The organism is Vibrio sp. SBT000027 (assembly GCF_963894355.1).
GTDB lineage: Bacteria > Pseudomonadota > Gammaproteobacteria > Enterobacterales > Vibrionaceae > Vibrio > Vibrio splendidus.
This window is the reverse complement of sequence record NZ_CAWQGD010000004.1, coordinates 2,108,602-2,129,886: the sequence shown is the minus strand read 5'-3', so window position 1 is coordinate 2,129,886 and position 21,285 is coordinate 2,108,602. Positions and strand designations below refer to the sequence as shown.

At 44.6% G+C, this 21,285-nt stretch carries 17 protein-coding genes; 11 read left to right on the top strand and 6 right to left on the bottom strand.

The features are described from left to right. Positions 1-18 precede the first annotated feature (18 nt). Entirely contained in the window at positions 19-2,010 is a 1,992-nt protein-coding gene (locus AACU28_RS19300) for a methyl-accepting chemotaxis protein (protein ID WP_004736269.1), read from the bottom strand. A 277-nt stretch (positions 2,011-2,287) separates the two neighbouring features. Between AACU28_RS19300 and hinT the strand changes: the two genes are divergently transcribed. The 7 genes from hinT (at position 2,288) to AACU28_RS19265 (ending at position 9,140) form a co-directional block, all read left to right on the top strand. Next, on the top strand, positions 2,288-2,638 hold the full coding sequence (gene hinT, locus AACU28_RS19295) for a purine nucleoside phosphoramidase (protein WP_121603444.1): 351 nt from the start codon (positions 2,288-2,290) through the stop codon (positions 2,636-2,638). Between the two features lie 542 nt (positions 2,639-3,180). Beyond that, complete coding sequence (locus AACU28_RS19290) at positions 3,181-4,572, top strand: COG3014 family protein (protein ID WP_102500363.1); 1,392 nt, start codon at positions 3,181-3,183, stop codon at positions 4,570-4,572. After that, positions 4,572-4,955 carry a YcfL family protein gene (locus tag AACU28_RS19285; protein ID WP_004736265.1) on the top strand — a complete coding sequence of 128 codons (384 nt, stop codon included), beginning with the start codon at positions 4,572-4,574 and terminating at the stop codon, positions 4,953-4,955. Before AACU28_RS19290 ends, AACU28_RS19285 begins: the two co-directional genes overlap by 1 nt. Before the next feature lie 86 nt (positions 4,956-5,041). Beyond that, complete coding sequence (lpoB, locus tag AACU28_RS19280) at positions 5,042-5,632, top strand: penicillin-binding protein activator LpoB (protein WP_004736264.1); 591 nt, start codon at positions 5,042-5,044, stop codon at positions 5,630-5,632. 205 nt (positions 5,633-5,837) lie between these two features. After that, positions 5,838-6,692: a phosphotransferase gene (locus AACU28_RS19275; RefSeq protein WP_121603443.1), complete on the top strand. Its 855-nt coding sequence runs from the start codon at positions 5,838-5,840 to the stop codon at positions 6,690-6,692. A gap of 108 nt (positions 6,693-6,800) precedes the next feature. Further along, positions 6,801-7,340 (top strand): alpha/beta hydrolase YcfP, encoded by a 540-nt coding sequence (ycfP, locus tag AACU28_RS19270; RefSeq protein ID WP_004736262.1) that lies wholly within the window; start codon positions 6,801-6,803, stop codon positions 7,338-7,340. Between the two features lie 510 nt (positions 7,341-7,850). Beyond that, entirely contained in the window at positions 7,851-9,140 is a 1,290-nt protein-coding gene (locus tag AACU28_RS19265; RefSeq protein WP_004736261.1) for an NAD(P)/FAD-dependent oxidoreductase, read from the top strand. 158 nt (positions 9,141-9,298) lie between these two features. Here the strand turns inward: AACU28_RS19265 and AACU28_RS19260 are convergent, their stop codons facing one another. The 4 genes from AACU28_RS19260 to AACU28_RS19245 all read right to left on the bottom strand — a co-directional run bounded on the left by AACU28_RS19260 (position 9,299) and on the right by AACU28_RS19245 (position 14,827). After that, entirely contained in the window at positions 9,299-9,844 is a 546-nt protein-coding gene (locus tag AACU28_RS19260) for a GNAT family N-acetyltransferase (RefSeq protein ID WP_121603442.1), read from the bottom strand. 114 nt (positions 9,845-9,958) lie between these two features. Further along, entirely contained in the window at positions 9,959-10,726 is a 768-nt protein-coding gene (locus AACU28_RS19255; RefSeq protein ID WP_017086100.1) for a peptidoglycan binding protein CsiV, read from the bottom strand. A gap of 63 nt (positions 10,727-10,789) precedes the next feature. Beyond that, a complete protein-coding gene (gene mfd / locus AACU28_RS19250) occupies positions 10,790-14,251 on the bottom strand; it encodes a transcription-repair coupling factor (protein ID WP_121603441.1) in 3,462 nt (1,153 codons plus the stop codon). Positions 14,252-14,257: 6 nt separating this feature from the next. After that, the gene (locus AACU28_RS19245) at positions 14,258-14,827 is read right to left on the bottom strand and encodes a hypothetical protein (RefSeq protein ID WP_009847150.1); all 570 of its coding nucleotides are present in this window, start codon (positions 14,825-14,827) and stop codon (positions 14,258-14,260) included. A 227-nt stretch (positions 14,828-15,054) separates the two neighbouring features. Between AACU28_RS19245 and lolC the strand changes: the two genes are divergently transcribed. Genes lolC through lolE form a run of 3 tightly spaced genes read left to right on the top strand, consistent with a single transcriptional unit; the run spans position 15,055 to position 18,193 of the window. Then, on the top strand, positions 15,055-16,263 hold the full coding sequence (lolC, locus tag AACU28_RS19240; protein WP_121603440.1) for a lipoprotein-releasing ABC transporter permease subunit LolC: 1,209 nt from the start codon (positions 15,055-15,057) through the stop codon (positions 16,261-16,263). Then, positions 16,256-16,948, top strand: a complete 693-nt coding sequence (gene lolD / locus AACU28_RS19235; protein ID WP_102500356.1) for a lipoprotein-releasing ABC transporter ATP-binding protein LolD — start codon at positions 16,256-16,258, stop codon at positions 16,946-16,948. Before lolC ends, lolD begins: the two co-directional genes overlap by 8 nt. After that, positions 16,949-18,193: a lipoprotein-releasing ABC transporter permease subunit LolE gene (gene lolE / locus AACU28_RS19230; protein WP_076676706.1), complete on the top strand. Its 1,245-nt coding sequence runs from the start codon at positions 16,949-16,951 to the stop codon at positions 18,191-18,193. It abuts the gene before it with no gap. 227 nt (positions 18,194-18,420) lie between these two features. Here lolE and AACU28_RS19225 read toward each other — a convergent pair whose 3' ends face one another. Continuing rightward, the gene (locus AACU28_RS19225; protein WP_017078948.1) at positions 18,421-18,933 is read right to left on the bottom strand and encodes a DUF2062 domain-containing protein; all 513 of its coding nucleotides are present in this window, start codon (positions 18,931-18,933) and stop codon (positions 18,421-18,423) included. Between the two features lie 17 nt (positions 18,934-18,950). Between AACU28_RS19225 and AACU28_RS19220 the strand changes: the two genes are divergently transcribed. Further along, the gene (locus AACU28_RS19220; protein ID WP_121603439.1) at positions 18,951-21,278 is read left to right on the top strand and encodes a DNA internalization-related competence protein ComEC/Rec2; all 2,328 of its coding nucleotides are present in this window, start codon (positions 18,951-18,953) and stop codon (positions 21,276-21,278) included. The last annotated feature ends 7 nt before the right edge of the window (positions 21,279-21,285 follow it).

The following is a 21,285-nucleotide window of genomic DNA, read 5'->3' as shown; positions in this document are numbered from 1 at the left end:
TATCAATTTCTCAGCTACCTATAGCTTGAACTGATGAACCAAATCACCTTGCTGGTTTGCGAGAATTGTTAGGTTTTGGCTTGCCTCAGCAATTGAAGACATCGCTTGGTAACTCTTATCTGCGATATGGTTGATGTCTTCTATATTCCGCGCAATATCACCAGAAGTTTCACTCTGCTCAGCGGCTGCTTGAGAGATGTGTGTACTCATGTGGCTGATCTCTAGAATCAAGGCTTGGATCTCTTCCATCGCACTGTTGGCACTTGAAGCTTGTTGAACCGACATGTCCATATCGCTCATACAACTTTCAATCACGTTGCTTGCTGTTTTCGAGCTTGATTGCAGGTTGCTGATCATGGTCTCGATTTCAGACGTTGATTGAGTGGTCTTCTGTGCTAGCACGCGTACTTCATCGGCAACCACTGCAAAACCACGGCCTTGCTCACCGGCACGCGCTGCTTCGATTGCCGCGTTGAGTGCAAGTAGGTTGGTTTGTTCAGCAATACCACGGATAACATCGAGGATTGAGCCAATCTGGCTACTCATCTGTTGCAACTCACCTACAGCACCAACAGATTCAGTAAGGCGAACCTCGAGCTGGTTAATGGTACTGATGTTGGTGTTCATTATCTGACGACCAGACTCAGAAGCCGATTCTACTTGTTGAACCATGGTTAGTGAGCTTTGCGCGCTGTTCGCCACTTCTTGTACAGAATGAGACATTTCTGTCATTGCGGTCGCGACAGTTGCCGTTTGCTCACGTTGGCTGTTCAGTTGAGCTTGCGTCTCTGTAGAGGTTTTCTGGTTTACGCTTGCGGTCTTCGTTAAGTCATCTGAAGCGTCATTCAGTTTCACCAGAATATTGCGTAGGTTGTCGGCTAAGGTGTTGATGTGACGACTCACACGGCTGAATTCGTTGTCATAACGAATATCGATACGCTGAGTCATATCGCCTTCAGTTAGGCCTTCTAATGTACCTAGAATGCGAGTTAATGGCTCTCTTACGCTATGTGCAATATGGTAACCAATTGCTGCAGCGAATACGGTGACAACAATACCAATTGCAATCGCATTGAACAGGCCTTTGTCGTAGATGCTGCTTGCGTCTTCAAGTGAAGCGTTCAGTTGCTCTTCCGCAGTCACGTTGAATGAGTCTAAAACAGCCATGGCTTGGTCTATTTCTACGGCTAAGTTAGCAATGTTGATGTACAGAGCTTGTTTCGCTTTCAAGTAGTTGTTGTGCTTGTCCAACACACCGCCTTTTTGACCAACGTCTTTGGTGAATTTCTGAACCGATTCATCAAAGACATTTTTAAGTGCTGGCAGTTGTGTGGATAGGCCGCGATAAGCGTAGTTAAGGTGAGTAACGGCCTTTTTGTTTTGGTTAACGGCTTTCTGAACGAAGGCAACATCAGAACTCGCTAGCGCATCAGAGGTAATCACTTCAGCATCTTGAAGTTTAATGAAGTAGCTTTTTGCCATCACTTTTACAGAGATGCTTTTTTGGTCGGCAACGTACTCTTTCATGCCAACAGTTAACTCTGAATGTAAGCGTTGGAAATCGCGAGATGCTTTCTGTACTTGCTCTTGAGCTTCAAACATCGCGACGTAGTTGTTCATCGCTTCGTCTGCTTCGGCGAAGTAGCGTTCTTCCATTGCTCTTAATTGGGCAATGCGTTCAGTGAGCGAAACATTGTTTTGGCTTGCCGCTTCTAAACTTCCGAGAACTTCTGAAAACGAGTTTTGTGACGCAGCAAACTCAGTACGCATTGCAGACATGCGTTCAGCGTTTTGTGTGGTTAAGTAATCTTTGAATGATTTATCAGCAGAAAGCAATTGAACACTTGTTTGATTTGAAAGCGCGACAAGTGGTAGTGAGGTTTCTGAGACACTCTCAAAATTGCTGTGTATCTGATTCATGCTGTTCATCATGATGGTTATCGTGACTGCGAACATGATGATGATCAGTGCGAAACCAGCGTACATACGCTTGATCACAGATCCCTTCATGGCTTTCTCCCTAAATAAAAATGCAGACCTAATGTCAGGTCAAAGTAAAACTAACAAAATTATCAGCATTCTATTGAGCTCCGTTTACGCATTTTATGACGCACACGTCAAAAATAGCCCTCAGTTATAATCAACATGCCATTCTTGAGAGCTAAGGCTCGTTTTCTTTGATTTGAACGGTGTTTTTTATTATGCTTTAAAGCAGATTTATTGTGGTTTGATGCGGCATAGCGCATACTCAAAGCATTAAAAAATAAATGTTTTATCGGAGAGAAACATGGCTGAAGAAACCATTTTTACTAAGATCATCAACAAAGAAATCCCAGCAGATCTACTATACCAAGACGATTTAGTAACCGCATTTCGCGATATCAACCCTCGCGCGCCAAGCCATATCTTAATCATCCCAAACAAGCTGATTCCAACAACGAATGATGTTGAAATAGAAGATGAAGCCATGATGGGGCGCATGTTTACCGTGGCTCGCAAGTTAGCAAAAGAAGAGGGCATCGCAGAAGATGGCTACCGTCTTATTGTGAACTGTAACTCTCACGGTGGCCAAGAGGTTTACCATATTCACATGCACTTGGTTGGGGGCCGTCCACTTGGTCCCCTCTTAATGAGCTAATAAAAAGTGAATGAGCTAATGCAAAGCTACCAAGTTAATGAAAGCTAATGAGCTAGTTTAAACGAACTCATTAGTGGGTTAACACAAGTAGTTAGTTGGAAAATTTGTAGTTTGTATGCCAACTTTAAGTTCTATCTGTTGTCTGAATGTCGGCATCGCCTAGGCAGAGGCTAAATCAGTAGGGCATCAACTTGCTTGAGATCCTTTTTACAACACGTTTCGTTTTGATAATGAGACTAGGGTCTATTGATCTTTCGAGCTGATTTTTGCAGCACTTTGTGGGAAATTTCTACAAGGCAGAGGCTTTGAAGTGTAGCTAGCCTACATGAGAAGCTGATAACGCAGTAGAAATGAACCACAAAGACTGCCCGAAGGGTTCGGCTAGAATCGTTTTATGCTTTGTTAAGAAGTATTAACTTAGAATGACTAGGCTACATACTCCTTGCCGTGCCTAAAATGATTCTATCTCGAACAAAATTTAACCACGAAAGGTCAACAGACCCTAACAAAGTTGGCATTTTAAACATGCACGGAGACGATAAGTGAAGCAACAGTTTAGATTCGCTTCCATTGCCCTGTTATCGGCGTTGACTGTGGGCTGTGCAAGTATGTCTGCAGGAAACCTATTCAGTCATTACAGCGCGCAAAACAAAGAGATCTACCAAGCCGTTAAATCTGGAGATTATTCAGAGGCTCAACAAGAGCTACCAGATTACGCTGCGGGTGACATCCTTGATAACTTTGAAAGAGGTAGAATTAACCTTCTGGATCAGCAATACCCAGAGAGTAAGTCTTCGTTTGAAGTGGCGGATCAGGCGGTAACTGAGCAGCAAAGAAAAGCCGTTATCTCGATTTCAGACAGTGCAACCAGCGTGGGTGCATTGGCGGTGAATGATAATATTACCGAGTATGTGCCAGCCGATTATGAGCTGGGGTTTCTTCATCTGTATCTCGGTTTAAATTATCTCAAGAAAAACGATTTAGAAGGTGCGGTGATCGAAATGCGTCGCGCCAACCAAGTTCAAGAACAAGCAAAGAAGCAACGCGAGGCTGAGTTAGACAAAGCAGCCAGCGATGCGAAGAAGCAAGGCCTGTCTGCCAATGTGGGTAGCATCCTTGCCAATTACCCTGATGCGGGTAAAAAGCTGCAGTCGGTACAGAATGCGTATTTGATGTTTTTGTCTGGACTGCTTTATGAAGCATCGAATGACTTAAACAGCGCATACGTTGACTATCGTCGTGCTTTGGCTGTGATGCCAGACAACCAAGAAATTATCGACAGAACGATGGCAACCGCCGCCCGTTTAGGGATGCGACAAGATTTAGCGACATTGGAAAAGCGTTACAAGCAATCATCTAAGCTTGGTGCAGGTGAAGGGCGAGTGATTGTGCTTCAAGAACAAAGCGCTGTACAAGCAATGGACAGTTGGCGATTAGATTTACCTGTTTATGACAGTCGCGATCAGGGGGCAATATACTCTCTTGCGCTGCCCTATTACCCGAGTCAAAACGTAGAGCGTTTTTCTGCCTTGCGAATCAGTGGGCAACCGTTACAAGAACATTTGATCACGGATGTAAACGCGATGGCTCAGAATGATTTGTCTGAACGTATGACGAGCATTGTTATCCGTCAGGCTTTACGTGTGGTAGCTAAAGACCGTATCCGTAAAGAAGCGACCAAAGGCAACGATGTCGGCAATATCTTGTTCAATGTGTGGAATACATTCACCGAACAACCAGACACTCGCAGTTGGCAATCTCTACCTGCTGAAATTAAGAGCAGCACGTTCGTAGCAAACAGCGGTCAATATACGCTAGAAGCGGGCGCTAAAACGTACGACTTTGATATCCGAGAAGGGCAGACCACTTTGGTGTGGATTTCTCGACAAGGTAACAATGCAACAATGTGGCATAAACAGCTAGGGAGGCTGTAATGAAAAAGTGGTTAGTGAGTTTAGCAGCGGTTATGGCTCTGGCTGGTTGTGCTGATAATACAGCTGGCGTAAGGGTTGATAGTCTGACCCAGAACGTTTTCTTTGGTGACAAGGTATTGGGCAGCCGTTTGTTGGTTGAAGATATCCGTACCGACCAAGTTGACGGTCACACTCGAGGAATTGTTCGTTTAAACAGTAACTATAAAGGCGATCAACATATCCTTTATCGTTTTTACTGGTACGACGATGCCGGGCTTGAGGTCAACCTAAAGCAAGGCCCTTGGAAGCAAGCGATTGTTCGTGGTTTTGAAAGTATTTCGTTGTCGGAAGTGTCGGTAAACCCGAAAGCAACTCAGTTCAGAGTCCAGTTCCGAGAGCAGTAAGTCTGATAAAACGGGTCTAATGATTCGTAAATACAAGAATTTAAGAGTGTGGGTAACCCCGCTCAGTGATAAGTTGAGGAAACAAAATGAAAAAGAGTGTCGTTGCGCTACTAGGTTTAGCGGTTATTTTAGGCGGTTGTTCAAACAAGGTAAGCTACGGTGATGCACAAGCAGTAGAAACCACGACAATCGATTTCGGTTCAACTGACCTTCAAACGATTGCGGGTGAAATGGTCGATAGCATGATGGCGTCTGGTTCAGTGTCTTACATTACTCGTGAGCAACGTCCAATCGTGTTCGTAGAGCGAATCAAGAACAAGACAAGTGAGCACATCGATACTGAGTCAATCACTGACACTATCAGTACTAAAATGCTGAATTCTGGTAAGTTCCGTTTCGTTGATATGGACCGTGTAGAGTCTGTTCGTGACCAATTGAACTTCCAAAACAATGATGAGCTTGTAAATCAAAGCTCAGCAATTCAATTCGGTAAAATGGTCGGTGCTCAATACATGCTGTACGGCAACCTATCAAGCATCGTTAAGAAAGACGGTAGCGACGAAGACGTTTACTACAAAATGACGATGCGTCTAATGGATCTTGAGTCTGGCTTGATTGAATGGGCTGACGAGACTGAAATCCGTAAGCAACAATCTAAGAGCCTACTAGGCCTTTAATTTCGCTTACTTGCCAACTAAACGCAGCCAGTTTTGACAGCGTCTAGTCTTGGCAGCGCATAGCTTGGCCACACAGAGCTTGGTCACACGCCAATGCAGTGCATGATGTGCTGTTTATGAAGAGACACTGGCTTTTGGTCAGTGTCTTTTTTGTGGGGAAATGAAGACGTTTATAGGGCAGTTAAGACGTTTATAGGGAGTAAATATGGCAATTTTTTCTTGGTCTGAGGCTAAGCTTCTTGATACCAGTTTGAGTTCGCTTGATGGTTACTTTTCTGAGCCACCTGTTAGAGCTCAAACGCTGACCGGCGGGTTGACTAATCGATGTTGGAAGTTGGTGTTAGCCGATGGCACTGCGTATGTTTGGCGTCCAATCACTCCCATCACCAAAGCCTTCTTTATCTCTCGTCATGAAGAGTATCAAGTGCTTTCCGCAATTGAGCGTCTAGGTATTGGACCAAGTCCAATAGTGGTCAATGAGCAAGGCTTATTGGTTGAATGGATTGCGGGTGAGACGCTTTACGAAGGCTTAGAGCTTGATGATTTGTTGAAGACTCTGATCTCGGTGCATTTGGTTAATACCGCGCGATTACCACTCCAACCGTTCAGTTTCACAGCGCGAGTCGATCATTACTGGCTCCAACTTGATGCGATTCATAAGACTGAAACCTGCACCAAGATTTATCAAGAGTGGCGCGTGGCTCCAAGTATCCCAAATGTTGACCTGTCTTTGTGCCATTTTGATTTAGGTGGTTATAACTTAGTGAGAAATAGCGATGGGATTAAGGTTATTGATTGGGAATATGCAGCACTAGCAGACCCTAGACTTGATCTTACGTTGACCATTGCTGTTGCAGGATTACCAGTTGCTGAAGCCGTTAACAAGTACTGTCAGCTGCGAGGCATCCATGATGTCCAACCTTGGCTTGATGGGGTAGAAGCATGGTTACCAAGAAGCCAAATGATGGCGATGCTGTGGTATTTACTTGCTCATCAGCTCTGGGGAGATGAAAGTTATCTGCGTGAAGCAGAGGCGCTGAGTCACACTTTATGTAGCTAGGATCACGTTTAGGAAGTGAAAAATATAATTTCGTTCGTGTTCCCTTTAAAACCTTATTTTTCATGTTAGATTAATTAAAACGTACCAATATTCAACAAGGAGGTACTAATGATTATTTATCTACATGGCTTCGACTCAACTAGCCCGGGCAATCACGAAAAAATACTGCAGTTGCAATTCATTGATGATGACGTTCGTTTCATCAACTACAGTACTTTGCATCCAAAACACGATATGCAACATTTGCTAAAAGAAGTGCATAAAGTGATAGAGCAATCCGATGACCCGCATCCGATCATTTGTGGTGTAGGCTTAGGTGGTTTTTGGTCTGAACGTATTGGTTTCTTATGTGGTATTAAGCAGGTGGTGTTCAACCCGAATCTGCACCCTGAGAACAACATGGTAGGTCGAATTGACCGTCCAGAAGAGTACGAAGACATCGCGACTAAGTGTGTTGCTCAATATCGTATGAAGAACAAAGGTCGCTGTTTAGTGGTGCTTTCTCGTGAAGATGAGATTCACGACAATACCAAAACAGCTGCCGCGTTAGAAGATTATTATGATGTCATCTGGGACGAAAAAGAGAGTCATAAGTTCAAAAAAATCTCTCAGCACTTGAAGACAATGAAAGCGTTTAAAAACGCTTAATTATTCCAGTTATTTTATAAAAGCAGCACTCAATTGAGTGCTGCTTTTTTTACATCTGAACCCAAGAGCCGAACATTAATCAAATGGTTGTAGTTATTTTTTGAAGAGTTTGAGCATTTAAAGATAAGTTTGCGCAAACGTTAACTAATTCGCCGCGAATCCTCATTGTGGGTAAGGATTTTTGTTGCGGTCATCTTTTTGCTATATATAATGTTCCCAAGAAAAATATTTTGATAAATATCAAGAAAAATTGAGAGCGAGTGATAAAACTTGCCCATTATTTGTGCTCTACCTCTCAGGTAGTCACCTTTTTATCCAAGTGAGCAAAGCGGCAAGCCAATGTTTGTTGCTTGTAACCCCTCTAACTACTCGGTGAGCTGTCGTTATTCTTTTTCGCGGTAATCCAATTTGTAACAGCCTTCGCATTCAAGGCCGAGTAGATACATAGAATTTATCGGTTGGAGTAATCGAGCCGAACCCCATTTATTCATTTTGTAGAGGATTGTCATTGTGACAAAAATTATCGTAGTAGGCGGTGGAGCTGGTGGTTTAGAACTAGCAACTAAGCTAGGCCGCACTTTAGGTCGTAAAAAGCGTGCCCAGATTACTCTGGTAGATCGTAAAGCAAGCCACCTATGGAAACCATTACTTCATGAAGTAGCAACGGGTTCATTGGACGAGGGTGTTGATGCGTTAAGCTACCGCGCACACGCAAAAAACCATTACTTCGATTTCCAAATGGGCAGCCTGAACGATATCGATCGTGAACGTAAAGTGATCGCTCTGAGCGAATTGAAAGATGACCACGGTGAACTGCTTATGCCAAGCCGTGAACTTGAATACGATATTCTTGTGATGGCGCTAGGTTCAACGTCAAACGACTTCAACACACCAGGTGTTCGCGACAACTGTATTTTCCTTGATAGTCCAGAGCAAGCGCACCGTTTCCGTACAGAAATGAACAACCAGTTCTTAAAGCTTCACGCTAAGAACGGCCAAGGCACAGTAGATATTGCTATTGTTGGTGCTGGCGCGACAGGTGTTGAGCTTTCTGCAGAACTGCACAACGCGGTTAAAGAGCTTCGTACTTATGGCTTTGGCGATCTAGATTCAAGCAAGCTGAACGTTAACCTTGTTGAAGCGGGTGAGCGTATTCTTCCAGCCTTACCTCCTCGTATTTCGAGTGCAGCACACTCTGAGCTTACGAAGCTTGGTGTAACTGTGCGTACGACTACAATGGTTACACAAGCTGATGCTGACGGCCTAACGACTAAAGATGGTGAGAAGATCCCAGCACAAATCATGGTTTGGGCTGCAGGCATTAAAGCGCCAGATTTCATGAAAGATATCGGTGGTCTTGAGACGAACCGTATCAACCAGTTGGTTGTGAAAAATACGCTACAAACTACGCTTGATGACAATATCTTTGCTATTGGTGACTTAGCGCAATGTACGCAAGCAGATGGTTCATTCGTTCCACCACGTGCACAAGCGGCTCACCAGATGGCAAGTTGTGCATTTAGCAATATCATTGCTAAGTTAAACGGCCGTGACCTGAAAGATTACATCTACAAAGATAAAGGCTCACTTGTTTCGCTAAGCCGATTTTCTACGGTAGGTAGTTTAATGGGTAACCTAACTAAAGGTTCGATGATGGTTGAGGGTCGTATTGCTCGTATCGTTTACATCTCTTTGTACCGTATGCATCAGATGGCGCTTCACGGACTAATTAAAACATCGCTGATGATGTTAGTTGGTCGTATTAACCGTGTACTTCGTCCAAACCTAAAGCTTCACTAATCAGGCATGCCTTCTAAGGTCATTACGCTGATAATAAAAAAGAGCTCTTCGGAGCTCTTTTTTGATTGTGTCGACTACGTGTTGTTACGGATTGTTACCCTATTAAGCTATTAAGCTATTAAGCTATTAAGCTATTAAGCTATTAAGCTATTAAGCTGTTAAGAGGTTGGAGGTAGCACGGAATAAACCACGCCGTCTTTCGGCTTACCGTTAAAGGTAAAGCGATTCTTAGCAATGGTTTCACGTTCAGCGCCACATTTCTCGATCAGCTTTTGGCTAGGTAGGTTCTCTGTATCGCAGACAATCTCCAAACGCGTTAACTTGAGCAGTGCGAAGCAAAATTCAAATAAGGCAATCATCGCTTCCTTGGCTATCCCTTTTCTTTGAAATTCATCACCTATCCAATAACCTAAACTTGCCATGTTAAAGGTGTGGTAAAGCTCATTAATGGCCACCATACCGACTAACTTATCGCTTTTTCGCTCGAAGATACCAAAGCCAAACGCTTCGGCTTTAACCCAGTTTAAGCGAGTCGCCAGAATGAATTTCTCGGCCTCGATGATAGAAAACTCGCTATGACACCAGTCGAGCCATGGCAATAAACTCGGGGAGGACTTAACCAGCTGCGAAAATTCTTGAGCGCCTGAGGCTTCAATAATTTTGAGGCTGAGATTTTGTGTATTGATCTGAAAGTCAGGGCTCATAGGACGTACCAAGTAACGTGTAGATAAGGATAGTAAGTACCGCGTAATAAAACGCCCTCACAATGGAGGGCGTATTGAATTATTTATATAATTATAGCCGAATCGGCAAGTAACTTACTGCGCCACGCGTCGAACTTGAATCACCATGCCAAGAAGCGGGTGATCAAGGTAGTGAGTCTCAGTACTGCGCATACGACGTTTTTGGTCCATGCGGTAGCTCTTAAGGAACTCTTCCACTTCAACCGTGGGAGAAATCTCAGTGAGGTTGCCCACTTGAACATTGCTTTCGGCGCCACTTACTGGTGAATCTAGCTCGATTTGTTGCTCTTGAAGAGTCACTTCACGAACGCTCGGCGCTTTTAAATCCAATGTTGTTTCAGCATAGAGGTAATGCTGAACGTAGATTTGTAGCTTGCCGTCTAATTCGTACAGTGGCTTATCAATGGTCTCTTCTTTGAAGCCATCAGTATTTGCTGCAGTTACTGCACCTTTCTCTGAACCGTCAGCGTTGAAGTCTTTAGAGAAATCTTTACCTGCTTGAATGTGGAATACAGGTGCCGAGCTCTTACCTTGGTCGCCCTGACGCCAAGCGGTATGCATTAGCACTTCAAAACCAGCGTGTTTACGTAGCTTGTCTTTCTGAGGCGTTAACTTGTATTCCGAGTAAGGCAGCATTTGTACGCCTTTCTTTGCTCGGTATTGGGTGTCTTGAAATGAACCAACGCGCTCAAGTGAAATCTTAGGCTGTGTGTTAGGCCAAGATTCATTCACTTTTTCTGCATCAACAGCACGCTTAAAAATGATCACTTCTATATCAAATTGTCTCTGTGCCAAACTTGGCAGTGAGACGAACAATAGTAGCAGTGGGATCAGTCTTTTCATTTTTACTCCGTCTTCCAACCGATCTATCGGCTGGATAATTTATATGTGCAAGTGGATTGGATCTTATGCTGAAGGCAGCAAGTTCTGTCTGAATTCGCCCAATAAATCACTAACAAATTGAATTCGTTTCCGTCTGTCGACCAATGGTATCGTAAACTTGAACTTTGTTGGTCCTTCCATTGAAAACTTTTGCGGTTGAGATTGCAACAGTTTAACAAGGTAGGCCGGGTTTATGTCAGCATCTGGGTAGAATTCTAAGAATCCACCTTTATCGTGAGCTTCAATTTTCTTTGCTTTGATTGACGCCGCGGCTAATTTTAGCTCAGAAACTGACAACAAGTTTTTGGTAGCATCAGGTAGAAGGCCGAAGCGATCAATTAGCTCGACTTTCAACTCGGCCAATTCGTCGGTGTCACTCACACTCGCAATACGCTTATAGGTAGACAAACGTGTATTGATGTCTGGGATGTAGTCATCAGGCAACAGTGCAGGCAGGCGCATCTCAATTTCAGTTTGTTCACGCAGTAGGTCATCAAGCGATGGCTCTCGTCCCTCTTTTAATGCCTCAACCGCTTGTTCAAGCATCTCCATGTAAAGCGTAAAGCCAACCGACTGGATTTGACCACTCTGTTCATCACCGAGTAGTTCACCTGCACCACGAATCTCTAAGTCATGGGTTGCTAGCGTAAAGCCTGCACCTAAGTCTTCAAGTGAAGCAATGGCGTCTAATCGCTTGACGGCATCTTTGGTCATTGCTTTCGGGGGAGGTGTTAGCAAGTAGGCATAAGCTTGGTGGTGAGATCGACCCACACGCCCACGCAATTGGTGCAGTTGCGCTAAACCAAGGTTATCGGCTCTGTCCATTAAGATGGTATTTGCCGTTGGTACGTCGATACCCGTTTCGATGATGGTTGTACACACTAGCAAGTTAAAACGCTGGTGATAGAAGTCATTCATGATGCGTTCTAGCTCTCGCTCTCGCATCTGACCATGGGCAACGGTGACACGCGCTTCTGGAATCAGTTTTTGCAGTGACTCAGCCGTCTTTTCAATCGTGTCGACTTGGTTGTGCAGGAAGTAAACTTGACCACCACGCATGATTTCACGCAGTACCGCTTCTCTGACTATCGCGTCATCACTCTCACGGACAAAAGTCTTTATTGCTAAGCGTCGTGCGGGTGGTGTGGCGATGATCGACAAGTCACGCATACCGCTCATTGCCATATTCAACGTTCTCGGAATCGGTGTCGCGGTTAGCGTGAGGATATCGACATCCGCGCGCATCGCCTTCACTTTCTCTTTTTGGCGTACACCGAAACGGTGTTCTTCATCGACAACCAACAGACCAAGGTCTTTAAACTGAAGGTCACTTGAAAGTAACTTGTGAGTACCCACTAAGATGTCGACCTTACCGTCGGCAACATCTTGCATGATCAATTTTTGTTCTTTAGCTGACTTAAATCGCGACAGTACTTCGACACGTATCGGTTGGTTCGCGAAACGGTCTCGGAAGTTTTCAAAGTGTTGCTGAGCAAGTAGGGTGGTTGGAACTAACACGGCTACTTGTTTGCTGTTGTCGGTACAAACGAATGCTGCGCGCATCGCGACTTCAGTTTTACCAAAGCCAACATCACCACACACCAAACGGTCCATGGCTTTGGCTTGGCACATATCTGACATAACGGCATTGATGGCCATTGCTTGATCATCCGTTTCTTCAAACGGGAAGCCAGATTTGAAGGTCGCGTATTGGCCACGATCGAGTACAAACTTGTAACCCGGCTTAAGCTCACGCTTGGCGTAAACATCAAGCAGTTCGGCTGCAACGTCACGGACTTTTTCTGCGGCGCGCTTACGAGCTTTCTGCCATGCTTCGCCACCTAACTTATGCAGTGGTGCAGAATCTTCAGCGCCGCCAGAGTAGCGCCCGATTAAGTTCAGAGAAGCAACAGGTACGTATAACTTGGCATCATTTTGATACTCAAGCGTTACGTATTCTGTTTTCATGCCACCCGCTTCAAGTGTTTGCAGGCCGATGTAACGACCAATACCGTGGTCAATGTGAACCACAGGTTGACCTGGTTTAAGTTCGGCTAAGTGACGAATTACAGTGTCGCTGTTAACGCTTTTCTTGTCTTTCTTACGGCGTTGTACAACGCGATCACCTAACAGGTCGCTCTCACAGACAAGGGCGATGTTTTGCTCTTCGTGGATAAAGCCATGCTCAGCAGAACCTAGGATCAGGGTGAACTTATCTTTACCTTTAATCGCCGCGTCGAGGTTTTCAACTTCACTTGGTCGTACTTTGATGCCTCGAAGCAATTCACTCAGTGCTTCACGGCGGCCTTCAGACTCAACCGAAAAGACCACTTTGCCGTCGAAGGCTTCAGTGAACTTTCTTAGGTTAGACAAAGGTTCTTTATTCTGATGTTGAACGCTGAGATCAGGCAGAGACACAACCGGAAGGTTGGTACGTCCGGCTTTTTCTTCAATTGAATCTAAGCTCAGATTGACCTGTGGTTTTTGTTTGAAATGTGCGAACAGTTCATCTTTTTGTAGCCAAAGTTGTTCAGGTTTCAGCAGTGGTCGTAACGGGTCAACACCGCGTTGTTCGTATCGATGAGAAACGTCTGTTAGGAATGAATCTACCGCAGTCTCGACATCACCTAGAACGAGGATTTGCGCTTCGTCGGCAACATAATCAAACAAGGTTTCAGTATGGTCGAAGAACAGCGGCTGCCAGTATTCAATACCTGCGGGCCAAGTGCCTTTTGAAACCTGCATATAAACCGATTCTGGTTCACGGCGCGCATCAAACTGTTGGCGCCAGCGAATGCGGAAATCTTCAATAGCACTTTCAGAAGTTGGGAACTCGTGAGCTGGCAGCAAACGGATCTCAGAGATGTCTTCGATAGAGCGCTGATTTTCAGGATCGAAAGTACGTATGGTGTCGATCTCGTCATCGAAGAAGTCGATACGATACGGGTCTTTGCTGCCCATTGGGAACAAGTCGAGAATTGAACCTCGGCTCGCATACTCACCCGGGCCAAACACTTGGTCTACGTAACGATAGCCAGACTTTTCAAGTTGAAGACGCAGCTTCTCTAACGAGTACAGATCGCCCGTTTTCACCATTAAGGTGTGCTGCAACAAGAAGTCACGCGGCGACTGACGCTGTAGTAGCGTGCTGATCGGAACGATCGTGATGCCATCTTTTAACGTTGGCAATGCATATAGTCGGGCTATACGGTCAGAAATAATCTCTTGATGTGGTGAGAAGCTGTCGTATGGCAGTGTCTCCCAATCAGGGAATAGTGCCACTTCATGTGACGTAAACTGCTCAATTTCTGATTGAAGCTTGAGTGCGATTTGAGGGTCGGGCACTGCAAGTAAAGTATGGCTGTTATGCTGCTCCGCAAGTCTAGCGATAGCAAGCGCGAGAGATGAACCAACTAGGTTACCGATGTGTTTTTTATCACCGGCACCTTTGAGCTTAGGTAGTGTAAAAATGGATTGTTTTGTCATGTCTATTTACTTGTTATCTCGTTCTAGAGAGCGTTGACGTAAGAGCTTTTGTTGTTGATGAAGCGCAGCTTTGATCAGCAAGTCTTGGTCAGTATCACGAAGATGAGCATATTTGAATTTGATTTCGAAACCTGAATCTTTAGGTTCACTAGCGAAGACTTCCGCGTAGCAATAAATAGCGGCGGCAGGGTGCTCGATAAAGAGCTTGGCTTTAACTAAGCGACCCGCTTCGATATCTGTTTTGGAAAAACAAGAGAACTGACTCGCGCCAAATGAATATGTGTGGGTACGAAATTGTTCATCATCTTGTTGCGATAACATAAAGCTCAACAAGAGGTTTAATTTAGAGTTCTGTGCATCCAATAAACTGATGACATTCTTCAAGTCGCTGTTTTTCAGTTCGTTGCGAGCACTGTCGGCTAATAGATCCAATTGGCTAAATTCACTTGCCACGACAAACGGGGCAGGGATCTCAGATTCGAATTGAATTTGAGAAGGTAAAGCGAAGTTACTGTCCATTGGCTCAATATTAGCGGTAAGGCTGTGGTGAACGGTGAAAAACTCTTGTTCTGTCATGCGTTAGTTCCTTGAAGTGATCTATTGATTATCGCTATGTGGCCGCAGTAATCAAGGTCAGTTAATTGAAAGTCTCAAATAGTTGTTTGAAAGTTGGCTATTTGACAAGGTTCTGTTTTTCAAGCCTAACTAATTGAGTTAATTCACTCTATATTTTCAATTAACCCCTACACAGTAACAGCAATACCCGTTACATTAACCCGCATCCCCTTTAGATGGTTCAAAGTATGTTTCATCCTATTTCGTTGTTTGTTGGCCTGCGCTATTTGAAAGGTCGTTCAGGTGATCGCTTTAGCCGTTTTGTTTCTTATATGTCGACGGCAGGTATCACCATTGGTGTGCTGTCTTTAGTTACTGTTTTATCGGTAATGAATGGATTCGAAGCGCAGTTAAAAGACCGAATTCTCGGTGTCCTTCCTCAAGCCGTCGTTTACGAGCAAGGGGGCACTACGTCACTTTCTGCTCAAGCGCCTAATTTTGCAGAGCAAATGTCGCTCAATGGTCACGTTGAACCTATTGTTCGCAGCGAAGCGGTAATTCAAAGTCCTGCCCAGTTATCAGCAGGTCTGTTGATCGGCATTGAACCTAATTCAGATGACCCTCTTCAGAACCACTTGATTGCGGGTAGATTGTCTTCACTTAAAGCGGGCCAGTATCAGCTATTTCTTGGCCATACCTTGGCGAGAAATTTGAAGGTATCTATGGGTGACAAAGTTCGCCTGATGGTGACCAGTGCCAGTCAATACACACCGCTCGGACGTATTCCTAGCCAACGAAATTTCACGGTAGCCGGTATCTTCAATACAGGTTCTGATATTGATGCTCAACTGATGGTGACAGATATTAAAGATGCTGGGCGTTTGATGCGCTATAAATCCGATACCATTTCAGGCTGGCGCTTGTTCTTTGAAGACCCGTTTGAAGTGGCGAAACTGTCTAATCAACCGTTACCTGAAGGTTGGTTGTGGAGTGATTGGCGAGACCAACGTGGTGAGTTATTCCAGGCCGTTCGAATGGAAAAAAATATGATGGGCTTAATGCTTGGGCTGATCATCGGTGTTGCTGCTTTCAATATTATTTCGGCACTTATCATGGTGGTGATGGAGAAGCAGTCTGAAGTGGCTATTCTTAAAACCCAAGGCATGACCGATGGTCAAGTTATGGGGATATTCATGGTTCAAGGTGCAAGTAGCGGCGTGATTGGAGCCCTATCAGGTGGCGTGTTAGGCGTTGCTCTAGCGATGAACCTCAATACTGTTTTAGAGGCGATGGGTGTTGCTCTGTTTTCATTTGGTGGACAGTTGCCAATTTTAATTAACCCAATTCAAATCGCCGTTGTTGTGGTTCTGGCTATTGCACTTAGCTTGATTGCCACTGTATTCCCATCTTATCGTGCATCGTCTGTGAAACCTGCTGAGGCCCTTCGTTATGAGTAATTTTCTTCAATGTAATGATATCCGTAAAACGTACCGTGAAGGCTCGTTAGATACTGAGGTTCTCAAGGGAGTCAGCTTTGAAATCGAAAAGGGTGAGCTAGTCGCTATTATTGGTACCTCTGGTTCCGGTAAAAGTACGTTATTGCATATTTTAGGGGCATTGGATGATGCGTCTGATGGCAGCGTGAGCTTTCTCGGACAAGACTTAGCATCTTTGAGCTCAAATAAGCAGGCGAAGCTTCGCAACCAGCATCTTGGCTTTGTTTATCAATTCCATCATCTTCTTTCGGACTTTTCAGCGTTAGAAAATGTGGCAATGCCGCTGCTGATTGGTGGTGAAAAGCCAGCTAAAGCAAAAGAAGAGGCGCAACGTCTGTTGGATAAAGTTGGATTGAGTCATCGTGTTGACCACCGACCTTCAGAGCTTTCTGGTGGTGAGAGGCAGCGTGTGGCGATTGCTCGAGCTTTAGTGAATAAACCTGCTTTGGTGTTAGCGGATGAGCCTACCGGCAACCTTGATCACAACACCGCACTTTCTATTTACGACTTAATGCGTGAACTAAACCGCGAGTACGACACGGCCTTTTTGGTTGTAACTCATGATGGTGAACTTGCAAGTAAGATGGATCGCCAGCTTCACATGCAAGATGGTTTATTGGTCAACGTAGAAAAAGAGGAGAGCTAAGTGTTTTCTTCTTTATCTCTATTGATAGGTGGCCGATTTAGCCGAGCGAAACAGCGAGACAAAATGGTGTCGTTCATCTCTTTGTCTTCGACGATTGGTATCGCTGTTGGTGTGGCGGTGATCATTATCGGTTTGTCTGCAATGAATGGCTTTGAGCGAGAGCTAGAGTCGCGTGTACTTTCCGTTATTCCACATGGTGAATTCGAGGGTGTAAATGAACCAGTGACTCGCTGGGAGCACGTGATTGAGCAGTCGGTGAAAAATGATAAAGTTGTAGCTGCAGCACCCTATGTAAAAATTACCGCGCTTGCTGAAAAGGGCAAAGAACTCAAAGCAATTGAAGTTCGCGGTGTTGATCCACAACTTGAACAACAGGTATCAAGCCTATCGAAATTTATCGATAAACAAGCTTGGAGTGAGTTTAAAGCAGGGCAACAACAAATCATCTTAGGTTCTGGTGTGGCTAACGTGTTGGGGGCGAAAGTGGGTGACTATCTGACTTTGATGATTCCAACGGTTAACGGTTCTGTGAAAGTTCAGGCGCCAAAACGAGTTCGAGTGAAAGTGGTTGGCTTACTGACGCTTAATGGCCAGATAGACCACAGCTTGGCGCTAATCCCGATTGGTGATGCTCAAGCTTATGCAAACCTAGGCGAGGCAGTAACCGGAGTTTCTTTAAAAGTGACCGATGTGCTGAACGCGAACTCTATTGTGCGTGAAGTGGGTAATCAGCTTGATGTGTATGTGTATCTACGAAGCTGGCAACAGAAGTTTGGCTTCTTGTATCGAGATATTCAGTTGGTTCGCACCATTATGTATCTGGTGATGGTACTGGTTATTGGTGTTGCTTGTTTCAATATTGTCTCGACCTTAATGATGGCAGTCAAAGACAGAGCATCGGAGATCGCGATCTTAAGAACCATGGGCGCATCAGACGGCCTTGTAAAACGTATCTTTGTTTGGCAGGGCGTATTCTCGGGTGTGCTAGGCAGCTTAGTCGGGAGTGCGATAGGTGTCTTGGTGGCGCTTAATCTCACTACGCTTATCAAAGGGCTCGAAAAGTTGGTCGATCATCAATTCTTGTCCGGTGATATTTACTTTGTCGACTTCTTGCCATCACAACTTGATATGACGGATGTTGTTGTGGTTTCCGGTACCGCGATTGTGTTGAGCTTACTGGCGACATGGTATCCAGCCTCACGAGCGGCTAAGCTAAACCCGGCCTCGGTGCTTAGCTCGAAGTAATTTTCGAAGTAATGCTCTAAGTAATACGTCACGTTGCGCGATAGACTAACGGCATAAACAAAAAAAGGATCCCTGATGGGATCCTTTTTTATTGAATTCAATTCGTGTTCTTTACAACTTTCGTTACATGTCAATCTTGCAGAGTTCAGTGGCTTATCTGATTTTAACTTGTGTACGTTTTAAGTGAAGCGCATACAAGGATAGATTGAATAACAAGGAACGGTCGTTCAGTACCTTGCTTGTCGCTTCTTCCAGCTTCTTACTACTGAGTAACGCCATAACCCGCGAATACCAAAGTAGCCAACCATTGCAGAAACCACACCACAAATCAGACAACCCAGCAGGAACGGAGGTCCTATGGTGCTCATTTGCGCCAAGATGAAATCCCAAGACAGTTCGAAATGGAAGGCTTGAGGTGGCACATGCATCACAAACGCGCCTACTTTATAAGCAAAGTAGAACAGCACCGGCATAGTCACAGGATTACTGATCCAAACCAATGCGACAGACAGTGGTAGGTTAACACCACATGCGACCGCAAGACCTGCAGACATAATCATTTGACTTGGTAAAGGGACAAACGCCATGAATAACCCAACAGCGAACGCACCAGCCGCAGAGCGACGATTAAGGCACCATAAGTTGGGGTTGTACAAAACATTGCCAAAAACTTTCAATGCTTTCTGACGCTTGATTAGCTCATGGTCAGGCATAAATCGTTTGATAAACTTTCTTGGCATAGGAGGAAGCTACTCTCTTGTTTAACACTTGGTTCTTGATTTCATTTGCTGCGACAGTTGTGTCTGCCAGCTTCTGGCCTGTGATGCCACATTGGGTTTGGGCACCATTGATGCTGTTGTTACTGCTAGCATCAACAAAGTATAGCGTTTTCCGGAGTGCAAGAGGTCTAGCAACAGCATTGATACTAGTTATCTGCCTAGGGAATGTGATTGAAATACAAACGAGTCGCTTATTCCAATCAGGGCAGAATACTACCATAAATGCTTCGGTTGTTAGCCTTTTTAGTGAAAATAGCCACGGTTTTGAAAGCGTAATAGTAGCCAGATCAATTGGCGGCGAAAAATTAATCTTTCCCCAATTGATAAAATTGCGTTTGTTCACTCCTTTTAAGTTGACGCTCGGGGATGATGTCTATTTATCAGTCTCAATAAAACCAGTGTGGGGTAAACTCAATGAAGCAGGCTTTGATCTAGAAAAGTATTTGTTTAGCACCGGTGTGGTTGCCAATGCAACTTACAGAGCCGATACCCAATATCGAATTCACACCAATACCAACATGCGGTCTCATTGGTTTGAAAACCGTCTTGAAAGGTTAAGTGAGTTAGCAAATCAAGACCTCATTATGGCTTTGAGTTTTGGTTATCGAGACCTTATTCATCCTCAGCGTTGGGATTTGCTTAAAAGCAGTGGTTTGATTCACTTGATGGCTATCTCGGGGCTGCATATTGGGATTGCCTTTGGTATCGGCTATCAGGTAGGAAAGGTATTCAGGTTACTCTCACCTTCATTTCTTTGGTTTCCCACAATATTCGGGCTCGGCTTAGCCTATTTCTATAGTTGGTTTGCTGGATTCACGCTGCCAACCTTGAGAGCTTTAGTGATGTGTATTATCGCGAGCTATTTCTTGTGGCGTGGGCAAAATATCAGTGTGCTTCGGTATGTCGTCTTAAGCCTGTGCGTGGTTCTGCTGATTTGGCCGTTTTCAGCATTATCGAGCAGCTTTTGGCTATCCTTTGGTGCGTTGGGTGCCGTTATTTATATTGCCTTGAATAGTCGGCCATCATCTTCAAACGCCACTCTTATCGATCGATTGCTGCAGCTCATCAAGATTCAGCTGATGCTGACATTTCTTATTGCTCCCTTTTCGATACTGTTTTTCAAAGGGGTGAGTCTAGTCTCTGTTCTCTACAACTTGCTCCTTTTGCCTTGGGTATCAGTAGTGACGATCCCGCTGCTGTTTCTTGCGATGTTACTTAGCTTAATATTGGAGTCAGTGTCTGAGGTGATGAGTTTGACAGCGTTAAGCAATGGTTTTTCTGAACAGCTATGGATGTTGGTCGACTTGTCGCTTGATCCTCTCGTATATAGCCTTCCTTTCTCTGAACGATTTTGGATTCAAGTTGATAATCACAGTATGGCGTTGTCTGTATTCCTCATCTTATTTTTCGGGTTCGTCAGCCGATATCTCAAACGAACACTATCAATATTGGTCATTGCAGTGTTTGTACTGTGGTGGGAGTTCGGTAAGCAGCAAAACAAATTAACAATCGATATCTTGGATGTTGGGCATGGGTTGTCTTTAGTTTTGGAAAAGAACAATCGGGTCGTTGTTTACGATCTCGGCAACGCGTGGCAGGGAGGTTCGATTGTTGAATCCTTGCTGATTCCCACCTTGAATCAGAGAGGAGTTCATGAGGTGGAAGGTGTGATAGTGAGTCATTTCGATTCTGACCATGCTGGTGGCTATCCGGCGTTACTTGAAAACTACAATCCTAAGTGGATAAGAGCCAGTCAGAATATCAATCAACAAACACAATCGACTGTTCAAGTTCAGTCGAATATCCAAACATGTACTTTTGGAGAGGTGTGGAACTGGCAGGGTCTAGAGTTTGAGGTTTTATGGCCACCTCAAAGAGTAAAGAGGGCGTACAACCCACATTCGTGTGTGGTCAGGATTTTTGAGCCCAATTCTGAGTTCTCGATGTTGCTCACTGGTGATATTGAACGGGTAAGTGAGTGGCTACTTGCTCGTGAAGGTCGGCGGCTCAAGAGTGACGTGATGCTTGTCCCGCATCATGGTAGTAATTCGTCGTCGATTAAGCCGTTTATTGAGGCAGTTTCACCTCAGTTAGCAATCGCTTCTTTGGCTAAAGGTAATCAGTGGGGAATGCCCAGCAAATCTGTGATTGAACGTTATCATAAAACGGGTGGTGCTTGGCTTGATACCGGAGAAAGCGGACAAATAACCATCACTATCAGCAAGGAAGGTTGGAAATATCATACGATTAGAGAACAACAAGGCAGGCAGTGGTATAGGCAGATGCTTCGTAAGGGAGTAGAATAGATAGATT